The organism is Cryobacterium sp. RTC2.1 (genome assembly GCF_035018685.1).
Taxonomy (GTDB): Bacteria; Actinomycetota; Actinomycetes; order Actinomycetales; family Microbacteriaceae; genus Cryobacterium; species Cryobacterium glucosi.
The window spans coordinates 1-9,785 of record NZ_JASJXJ010000146.1; the positions used below are offsets into that span (position 1 = coordinate 1).

The following is a 9,785-nucleotide window of genomic DNA, read 5'->3' on the forward strand; positions in this document are numbered from 1 at the left end:
CCCCAACCCAACCCGACGACATCGGAGGCATTCATTGGCATCAAAGCCGAATAGGCGTTACTGACTCACGCTCCTAGAGGCGGACGGGGAAAGCGGTGCGACGTCCGTAGACGGTGAGCAGGAGCGCGGTGAGGCCGAACACGATCATCACGACGGTGAGGACGAGGCCGTCGAAGACTGTCAGTAGGGCGGCGCCGAGAATGCCGGCGGTGAAGATGGCGAGGTTGAACGCCACCGGCAGGAACGAGTTGGCGATATCCGAGTCGTTGCCTCCCGTTGTGGTGAGAGCGGCTTGGACCTGGGCGGATACCCCGCCGAACGCGATTCCCCACAGAACGGTCGCGACGACGATCGCCGCGGGCGAGGTGTGCCCGATGAGGAGGACAACACCGGCCATGATGAACAGCGCCGCGCTGCCGTGCAGCAGCGGTCTCGGATAGCGGTCCAGCAGCGCCCCGGTGATGACGATGCCGCCGATCGAGGCGACTCCGAAGATGAAAAGCTGAACGTCGACGGTGAGGCTGCTGCTGGTCGCCCTGAGGTACGGGGAGAGATAGGTGTAGATCGTGTTGTGCGCCAACATCCAGGTGAAGATGACGGACAGAATGATGGCGATGCCGGGGATTCGGAACACCCGGACCAAGGGCAGTCGTGAGCTTCCCGGCTGTCCGTGGGCGTCGGGGGCGATCGCGGCGATGAGCGCACCGGCGATGATGGCCACTGCGGTGAGGCCGCCAAATGCCCACCTCCAGTCGAATGTCGTTCCAAGCCAGGATCCGAGGGGTGTACCGAGGGCGAATCCGACCGGTGCCCCGCCGGAGACGATCGCCAGGGACAGCCCTGCGCGGGACGGCGGGCTGATCTTTCGACCGTAGGCCGCGAGCATCCCCCAGATGATTCCTGAGAATGCCCCCGCAACGAACCGTGACAGCAGGGACAGAGCCACGTCGCTGGAGAGTGCGGTGACGCTGTTCGCGAGGATGAGACCGAGGATCGTTCCGAGGAGCAGGGGCTTTCGGCGCATTCCCCGGGTCAGGGTGATGGCCGGGATCGTGATGATGACCGTGCCGAGGGCGTATGCGCTCACAAATAGCCCGACGGTGCCTTCGCTGGTCCCCATGCCGGCGGCGATGACCGGAAGCAGGCCGGCCGGCATGGTCTCCATCGCCACGAGAACGAAGCCGATGACCGCCAAGGCAACCAGGGTTGCCAGAGGCAAACGCTTCATCGTCTCGACGGCGGCCGGTGGTGGCACCGTGATGGTCGTGTTCAAGATTCTCCTCACCGCCGACTGTTGCATGCGTTACTGCCCACGGGTGCGCAACGGTCCACACCGTGCCCGCCGTGAACAGCCGGTTGTTGCATATGCCTCAGTCAACGCGCTGTGTACCCCGGGAGGGAGTCTCTGTCGAGGGGTGTACCAGCAGGGCACCCCGCGCCCAGTGCCGGAGACGTAGTCTCGTCGACATGGACAATCACTCCGAGGTACGCGAATTCCTCATGTCCCGCCGCGCGAAAATTGCTCCGGAACAGGTGGGCCTTCCCGCCGGAGCAAACCGGCGGGTGGCGGGGCTCCGTCGCACCGAGGTGGCAACGCTCGCCGGCGTCAGTGTCGAGTACTACGCCAAGCTCGAACGTGGCGCGATCGGAGGGGCGTCCTCCTCCGTTCTCGACGCCCTTGCCCGCGCACTCAACCTCGACGACACGGAACGGACCCACCTCTTCGACCTCGCCCGCGCAGCAGACGGCGTCCCATTGTCCGGACGTCCGCGCAGGCGCGCCACAAAGAACGCCGTGAGCAGGCCCAGTCTTCACTGGGTACTCAGCACGATCACCGACGGCGTGGCATTCGTGCGCGACCAGCACCAGGATCTTCTCGCCACAAACGAACTCGGACGTGCCTTCTACTCGCCACTGATCGGCGACGGTGGGCGCACACCGAACCTGGCCCGGTTCCAATTCCTCGACCCCGCATCACGCGACTTCTATCCGGACTGGGATCTCTTCGCCGGAATGTGCGTCGCAATCATGCGTGCCGAAGCAGGGCGCGACCCCAACGACAAAGGCCTCCAGAACCTCGTCGGCGAACTATCCACCCGCAGCGACACATTCCGCCAGCTCTGGGGGGCCCACGACGTCCGCACCCACGGCTCCGGCACAAAACGCTTCAATCACCCCGTCGTCGGCGAGCTCACTCTTGCCTATGAAGAGCTCATCATCACCGCCGACCCAGGATTCGTTCTTATGATCTACACCGCGGAACCCGGCTCACCCAGCGCAGAGCGTCTGCGACTCTTGGCCAGCTGGGCGGCCCCGCGAATCGAAGCGGCCGAACCCCGGTGAGGGCTTCGCTTCAGTGAGGCGATGTTGCCTGCTGTTCATTCACCGATCAGGTGCCGACGAACGAAGGGACTACTGGGCGGGACGCCTCGACCCGTAGAAGCCGGACTTGATATCGTCGACAAGGCCGGGGTTCGTCGGTGTCCAGCCGAGCAGGTCCTGCGTCCGGGCGCTCGAGGTGGGAACGTCCAGGCCGAAGAACATGCCGATCCAGCCGAAGTGCGCGGCGGCATCTTCCGGGGGAATCGACACCAGTGGGATGCCTCGAGCGTCGCCGATTGCGGCGGCAATCTCGAGCGACGAGATGCCCTCTTCGCCGACGGCGTGCACGCGGGATCCGGCAGGCGCCTTCGCGAGTGCGAGTGCCACCATCCTCGCTGCATCCAGACGATTCACGGCAGGCCAGCGGCTGGAACCGTCACCGACATAGCCGGAGACACCCTTTTCGCCGGCGATCCCTGAGATCACCTGCATGAATCCGTGGTCGCCCTCACCGTGGACTGTCGGGGAGAAACGGAGGGCGACGGAGCGGATTCCGCGGTCGGCATAGGAAAGCGCGAGCGCCTCTGCGCCCCCGCGCGGCGCCTCAGGCCCGCTGAACGGAACCGCGTCGTCCTCGCTTGCGAGCCTGCCAGGCGCGAGCCCCGCAACACCAGACGCGAACAGGAACGGGCGATCCGAGCCGGCGAGGGTGTCCCCGAACATCTCGATGGTGGCTCGCTCGGTCGCGCCGGCACCCGCCATGTCGGAAAAGTCGTGCTTGTATGCCAGATGGATGACGCCATCCGCTGCTGCCGCCGCCTCGCGCATGCTGTCGAGATCGTCGAGATTCCCGCGATGGGGAGTGACGCCGGCGGCCTGCAGCTTCGCGAACGACTCGTCGTTTCGCGCCAGGCCGACGACCTCGTGTCCGGCAGCGATGATTTCCTGGGATACGGCAGAGCCGATCCAGCCGGAAGCGCCGGTGATGAAAATACGCATGAGTGACTTCTCCTTCGAGACGCGCGCCCGGTCGGTTGCCAGGCATCGGCTACTGATGTCAGTTGCTGACGTCAGAGTAGCACGTAATGTCAGCGACCGACATCAACTCGAAAGATCGTAGACTGCCTTTCATGGGACGCTGGCTACCGGATGCGCACGGTCGGCTCGCGCGCGCCGCACTGGAGCTCTACTCGGAGCGCGGCTTCGAGCAGACGACGGCCCTTGAGATCGCGGAACGAGCGGGTGTTACCGAGCGCACGTTCTTCCGTTACTTCGCCGACAAACGGGAGGTGCTCTTCCAGGGATCCCAGGAACTCCAGCGCATCATCCTCGCGACCATTGCCGAGACGCCCGAAGATGTGCGACCGGTCGACGTGGTCATTGCGGCCATGAACAAGGTCGGCGGACTGGTCTTCGACCGTGCACACTCCATTCGGCGGGCCGCGATCATCTCGGCCAATCCCGCACTCCAGGAGCGCGAACTGCTGAAATTTTCGACCCTGAGCGCATCCGTCGCGGGGGCGCTGCGCGAGCGCGGGGTTGCGGAGCCGTCGGCGACCCTTGCCGCCGAGACGGGTGTGACCGTGTTCAAGATCGGCTTCGAGAGATGGATCACGGGTACGCCTTCCGAGGACTGGGCTGAGTGCATCCGTGACACCGTCTGCCAGCTTCGTGAGGTCACACCCAGCATCATCGTTGGCTAGACCTGAACGCGGAGTAGCTTGAGAGCATGACCGAACAACAGCCCTATGCGGTCGTGGGCAATAACGATGGTTTCGAGTTGCGTCGCTACCCGGAGCATCTCGTCGCCGAGGTCATCACGACAGGGCCATTCGAAGATGCCGGCAATCGTGCATTCCGATACCTGTTCGCCTATATCAGCGGTGAGAATTCCGTTCGTCAGAAGGTCGCGATGACCGCGCCTGTCGTGCAGGCCGAGGCGTCGACGAAGATCGCGATGACCGCTCCTGTCGTTCAGGAGGCCGTCGGCGGAAAGCCAGGTGATCCTGGCGAGAAGGGGGCGTTCCGCGTTGCCTTCGTGCTCCCCACGGGCCTCACGATCGAGACGGCTCCACAACCGACCAGCCCGCAGGTGCGGCTGAGGAGCATTCCGGGGAGTCTCACCGCTGCGGTGAGGTATCGCGGCCGGTGGGACGAGGCCGGGTATGCGCGCCATCTGGAGTTGCTCCGGGGAGCGATAGCCGCCTCTGGATTCACGGCGTGGGGAGAGCCCCGTTTCGCCCGTTTCGATCCACCGTTCATGCCCTCGTTCCTGCGTCGTAACGAGGTCCTGCTCGATATCGTGCCCACCGAGGCAGAGACTCGGCCGTAACCTCGTCAGCCAGGTCGAGGGCGCCCTGGCCGACTTGACGCACAGGCGCTGATGGGAATCGAAGAGCCGCAGCCGGAACGCCGGCCCATCCCTGCTAACCCCTGACGGGATCTCTGCCAACCCCTTAGCCGACAACCGCTTCCGGTGCTTTACTGACATGAGTATTTCTCAGAGGAGGCGCATGATGGAAGCTCCAACGTACCTGGGTACCGATATCGCAGGGCTGATGCACGCCGCGCGCGCGGAAGCGCGACGCATTGTGGAAGGCAACAAGGGCGACATGATCAGTGATCACAAAGCCATCCTGGATCGGCTGGAAGCCGCAGAGCTGATCACCGATGACGAGGTGCAGACGCTCCTTGGGCTCTACAAGCTCGGGTTCGAGGCCGGAGAGGGGAAGGCGGACCCCCAACGCGCCTTCTTCGAGTCGCGGGAGATCTACGGCAAGCTGGCGGCTGGCGGCAAGGCCAGCCCCGTCGCGCTGGTGGTGGCGTCGGCCGCCGTCGGGTCGTTCGAGATCTCAGTGAGTCCCGAAGGATCGACGACGGTCTCGATCGCCCGGGTGAGCTACGGCTCGAGCCTCGCGGGGATTGGAGCCGGCATCGGATCACTCCTCGGGGGTCCTGCCGGAGGGGTGCTCGGTGGCGCGATCGGCGGCCTGCTGGGCGGAATAGTGGACGACAAGAAGGGCAAGAAATAATTCGTGCCTCCGGGCGGGCCAGTGCATGATGCATGCACCGGCCCCACCAATGGCTACTCGGTCACGAGTACGGCTTCCCGCTTGTCGGGCTGGGAATCGGGGCGCTCGTCGAGTGCATGGCCTTCCATGTCAAGATTCGGGAGGAGGCGATCGAGCCACTTCGGCAGCCACCACGCGGCCTTGCCGAGCAGGGACATCATTGCGGGCATCAGGATGAGGCGCACGATGAAGGCGTCAGCCATCACTCCGACCACGAGCCCGAAGGCGATGGATGCGGCGATCGGGAAGGTGCTCGTCGCAAAGCCCGCGAAGACGACGGTCATGATGGTTGCCGCAGCCACCAGGACCGGGCCCGAACGGGAGAAGCCTTCGATGATCGCCTGCTTCGGCGACATTCCCGTGTTGTGCATCTCCTGGATCCGGGACACCAGGAAGACCTGGTAATCCATGGCGAGCCCGAAGAGCACGCCGACGAGCAGGATCGGCAGGATGCTCATCATCGGGTCGCCCTGGGGCGCCGGGATCAGGGGATCGAGCCAGCCCCACTGGAAGACGGCGACGCTCGCGCCGAAGGAGGCGCCGACGGAGAGCAGGTAGCCGAGGGTGGCGATGAGCGGGATGAGCAGCGACCGGAACATGACGATCAAGAGCACCAGGGAGATGACGACGATGACAATGAGATACCGGATCAGCGCGTCCTGGAGGGCCTGGTCCTGGTCGATGCCGATCGCGGTCTCTCCGGTCACCTCGAGGTGGATTCCGGGCACAGAGTCGGCGTCGGTGCGGATCTGCTGGACGAGGTCCTTCGTCTGCTGATCGATGGGGCCTTCTGCGGGGATCACGGTCAGGAGTGCGACGTTTCCGTCGGCGCTGATCGGGCCGGGAACGACCATCTGGACACCGGGAAGGCTGGCGAGTGCGTCCTGGACGGATGCGGTCTGGGCGGTGATATCGCCGTCGGCTTCGGCGAGCACGACGAGCGGGCTTTGCACCCCGCCGAATTCGTCGATGATGAGGTTGTACGCGGTTCGCTGCGTCGAGGTCGGGTCGGCGCCGCCGGGGATGCTGAATGCGGTCTTCATGCTGAGGATGGGGGCGGCGACAATGACAAGCACGACAACGCCGGCGAGCAGCGACCGGACCGGATGGGCGACGACGAACGTCCCCCAGCGCCGGAGGAACCCTTTCCGAGTGGGGGACTGCGCGTCCGTCGAACCATCGGATGGCGTCCCGAAGGCGTTCGAGCGGCGGGTGCGTTGCTTCTTCGGCAGCACCCGGCGTCCGAGGGTGCGCATCAGGACCGGGAGGAGGGTCAGGGCCATCAGCACCGAAACGAGGATGGCGAAGGCGGCGGCGATGCCCATCTCCGTGATGAAACTGATGTTCGCGACGAGGAGGCCGACCAGGGCGATGATGACGGTGAGGCCGGCGAACACCACAGAGCTTCCGGCGGTTCCCGTTGCCCGGGCGACGGAGTCTTCGACGTTCCTGCCGCTGCGGAGCTCGGCGCGGAACCGGGTCAGGATGAACAGGCTGTAGTCGATCCCGACGGCGAGGCCGAGCATGGGCGCGAGGATGATGGTCGTGTCGCCGATCGGGGTCAGCGCCCCATAGGCGAGAACGCCCACGAGGCCGACGCCGACGCCGAAGACGGCGATCAGGAGGTTGACCCCGGCCGCGAGGAGCGACCCGAAGGTGAGGATCAGGACGAGGAAGGCGACGATCACTCCGACGCCCTCACCGATGCCCGCGGGCGGGGCGCCGAGCGGGACCAGGTTTCCGCCGACCTCGACCCGGAGGCCGTCAGGGGCATCCGCTTGCATGGTGAGGGCTGCCTCGTAGGAGGCTTTCTGCTGGTCGGCGGATAGGTCGCCGAAGCTGAGCGTCGAAACGGCGGTGCTCCCGTCCTGGGAGATGTACGGCTTCTGCGCGTCGAAAGGGTCGCTGACGGACGCGATGTCCGGGATGGTCGCGGCATCGGCCAGGACGCCGGCGATCTGAGCGGTGGCGGCGGCACCCGTGACGGCGGCCCCCGTGTCGGACTGGAAGACGAGCTGCAATGAGGAGGGCGTGCTGGTGCCCAGATCGGGGAATTCCTGGCTCATCCGCTCCAGCGCCTGGGAGGACTGCGTGCTCGGAATCGACGTGGAGGCCGTTCCGGGGGAGCCCTGGCCGCTCGCAACGACCAAGGTGCCGATGAGGCCGACGAAGATCAGCAGCCAGGCGCCAACCACCACCAGTCTGTGCCGGGCGCTGAAGCGCCCGATGAGGGAAAGAAACGTGGCCATGATGCTCCTAGGACTCGCGAAGAGAGGCGTCCGGGCATTCGCGGTCGGCCGGTTGGGCCAGGCGGATGCTGCCGTGCGGCAGGGACAGTTCCTATCGTTCCCGCGGGGCGGCTCGGCCACCTCGTCCAGGCGCATCGGCCGGTCTACTGCGTGCGCAGTAGACCGGGTGTGGGAGTGAGCCGGCTACGCGGAGAGCCCGGCGCGGTAGGCGAAGGTGACGAGCTGGGCGCGGTCACGGGCGCCGAGCTTCATCATCGCCCGGTTGGCGTGGGTCTTGACCGTGTATGGCGAGACGAACATGTCGGATGCGATCTGGGCGTTGTCGCGCCCCGTTGCGATGGCGATGACGACGTCTCGTTCGCGGGGTGTGAGCACGGAGAAGCGATCGACCATGGCCGCGTCGACAGCCGGGCGGTGTTCCTCGGCGACGTGGTGGATGAGCGCCGCGGTCGCGGCGGCGGACAAAGCGCCGCCACCGGAGGCGACGTCGACGATCCCGGCCACAAGTTCGGTCGGTCCGATGCCCTTGCTGAGAAAGCCGTTCGCGCCGGCCCGGAGTGCTGCGAAGACGTTCTCGTCGTTTTCGAACGTGGTCAGGATGATGATGCGCAGTTCTTCGGGCGGAAAGTCGAGGCGCAGGCGCCGGGTGGCTTCGACGCCATCGATTCCGGGCATGCGGATGTCCATCAGAACCACGTCGACGGACAGCCCGACGATCTGCTGGAGCGCTTCGAAACCGTCGGCGGCATCCGCCACGACGTCGATGTCCGGCTCCGGGGCGAGGATGGCGCGCAGCCCGACCCGGATCATCTCCTGGTCGTCCACGATCATGACCCGGATCATCGGATCCTGCCTCCGTCGACCCGGAGGGTCGCGGTGACGTGGAAGAGGTCATCACGGTCCTCGACCACGAGTTTGCCGCCGGCCGATGCGGCGCGTTCCCGCATTCCGACGAGACCGTAACCGCGGCGCGGGGCCAGGTCTGCCCCCGTCCGCGTCCGCGCAGGGGAGGCGATCTTCGCGGTGCGCACGGTCTTCGGATTGGAGACCGTGATCGTGAGGACGGCGCCGGACAGGGTCGTACTCAGCGTGACCGGTCCCGAACCGTGGCGCTGGGAATTCGTCAAGGCCTCCTGCACAATCCGGAATGCAGCGGTGCTCACTTCGGGATCGAGCGCGGCGGGTGCCTGGGTGAGGTCGGCCCGGACATCGACCCCGGCGTTCCGGCAGGATTCGATGAGATCGGGTATCCCGGAGAAGTCCGGCGCCGGCCGCAAGCCGACGCCGGAGTCGCGGCCCTCGGTGGTGTCGGAGCGCAGCACGTGCAGAATGCGCTGGGTCTCGAGCAGGACGGATTGGACACTCGTGCGCGCCGAGTGCAGGGATTCGCGGGCGACGGCGGCGTCGCTCGGCAGGTTCACTTCGGCGACGCCCAGGTGAATTCCGAGGACGGCCACCTCGTGCCCGATCACGTCGTGCAGGTCGCGGGCGATCCGGAGGCGTTCCTCGGTGACGCGGCCATTCGCCTCGGTGTCCCGCGCGGCGAGAGCGTCGAGGGTGCGCTGTTCCAGCTCGTTTCGATAGCGGTCGTGGCTGCGCACCGCGCTTCCCGCGGCGGCGGCCATGAAGCCGAACGCGAATGCGGTGAAGGCGGTCGGGCTGCCGAAACCGATTCCGTTGTACATCACGGCGGCGAAATACAGGGTCGGTCCCACGAGCAGGCCGACCCATACGCCCGGAAGTGCGCGCAGGGTGACGGAGAAGGCGGTGAACACGGCAATGTTCCAGGTGATCAGCGGATCCCAGGCGACCGTGGCCGCGAGCAGCGGCGTGAGGGTGACGATCACGATGCCGGTCCAGGGATACCGTCGGGAGACGAGGACGCCGAGGAGAGAGACGGTCAGGGGCAGATATCCGAAGAGGCTCGTGCCGTTGGCCAGGGGGACACTGAATTCGGTCGCCGCGGCAACGAGTGTGACCGCGACCGCGGCCAGGTCGAGTGTTCGCGGATTGCGGTACCAGCGGGGTCGATAGGCGGCGAGTTCTCTGGGGGAGGCCGACATCGTCACCTGTCGATCCTCCCACCCGAGGACGCGCGACGGCCGGTGTGGATCTACTGCGTCTGTCTCTTATACACATCTCC

General features: G+C 66.0%; 9 protein-coding genes. 4 read left to right on the forward strand and 5 right to left on the reverse strand.

Annotation, left to right across the window (positions count from 1 at the left end):
- Window positions 1-73: 73 nt before the first annotated feature.
- Entirely contained in the window at window positions 74-1,273 is a 1,200-nt protein-coding gene (locus QN357_RS15325) for an MFS transporter (protein WP_323505147.1), read from the reverse strand.
- 194 nt (window positions 1,274-1,467) lie between these two features.
- On the opposite strand from QN357_RS15325, the gene QN357_RS15330 reads away from it, so the two are divergent.
- Window positions 1,468-2,343: a helix-turn-helix transcriptional regulator gene (locus QN357_RS15330; RefSeq protein WP_134558824.1), complete on the forward strand. Its 876-nt coding sequence runs from the start codon at window positions 1,468-1,470 to the stop codon at window positions 2,341-2,343.
- 69 nt (window positions 2,344-2,412) lie between these two features.
- On the opposite strand, the gene QN357_RS15335 is transcribed toward QN357_RS15330, so the two are convergent.
- On the reverse strand, window positions 2,413-3,321 hold the full coding sequence (locus QN357_RS15335; protein WP_323505148.1) for an SDR family oxidoreductase: 909 nt from the start codon (window positions 3,319-3,321) through the stop codon (window positions 2,413-2,415).
- A gap of 131 nt (window positions 3,322-3,452) precedes the next feature.
- Here QN357_RS15335 and QN357_RS15340 point away from each other — a divergent pair, with 131 nt between their 5' ends.
- The 3 genes from QN357_RS15340 (at window position 3,453) to QN357_RS15350 (ending at window position 5,354) form a co-directional block, all read left to right on the forward strand.
- The gene (locus tag QN357_RS15340) at window positions 3,453-4,025 is read left to right on the forward strand and encodes a TetR family transcriptional regulator (protein ID WP_134445773.1); all 573 of its coding nucleotides are present in this window, start codon (window positions 3,453-3,455) and stop codon (window positions 4,023-4,025) included.
- A gap of 26 nt (window positions 4,026-4,051) precedes the next feature.
- A complete protein-coding gene (locus tag QN357_RS15345; protein ID WP_134445772.1) occupies window positions 4,052-4,654 on the forward strand; it encodes an SOUL family heme-binding protein in 603 nt (200 codons plus the stop codon).
- A 181-nt stretch (window positions 4,655-4,835) separates the two neighbouring features.
- On the forward strand, window positions 4,836-5,354 hold the full coding sequence (locus QN357_RS15350) for a hypothetical protein (RefSeq protein ID WP_323505149.1): 519 nt from the start codon (window positions 4,836-4,838) through the stop codon (window positions 5,352-5,354).
- A gap of 53 nt (window positions 5,355-5,407) precedes the next feature.
- Here QN357_RS15350 and QN357_RS15355 read toward each other — a convergent pair whose 3' ends face one another.
- From QN357_RS15355 to QN357_RS15365, 3 genes are all read right to left on the reverse strand, one after another.
- Window positions 5,408-7,642, reverse strand: coding sequence for an MMPL family transporter (locus tag QN357_RS15355; RefSeq protein WP_323505150.1), 2,235 nt, complete (start codon window positions 7,640-7,642; stop codon window positions 5,408-5,410).
- Between the two features lie 183 nt (window positions 7,643-7,825).
- Complete coding sequence (locus tag QN357_RS15360; protein WP_241975321.1) at window positions 7,826-8,473, reverse strand: response regulator transcription factor; 648 nt, start codon at window positions 8,471-8,473, stop codon at window positions 7,826-7,828.
- Window positions 8,474-8,481: 8 nt separating this feature from the next.
- Window positions 8,482-9,705: a sensor histidine kinase gene (locus QN357_RS15365; protein WP_134445787.1), complete on the reverse strand. Its 1,224-nt coding sequence runs from the start codon at window positions 9,703-9,705 to the stop codon at window positions 8,482-8,484.
- Window positions 9,706-9,785 lie beyond the last annotated feature (80 nt).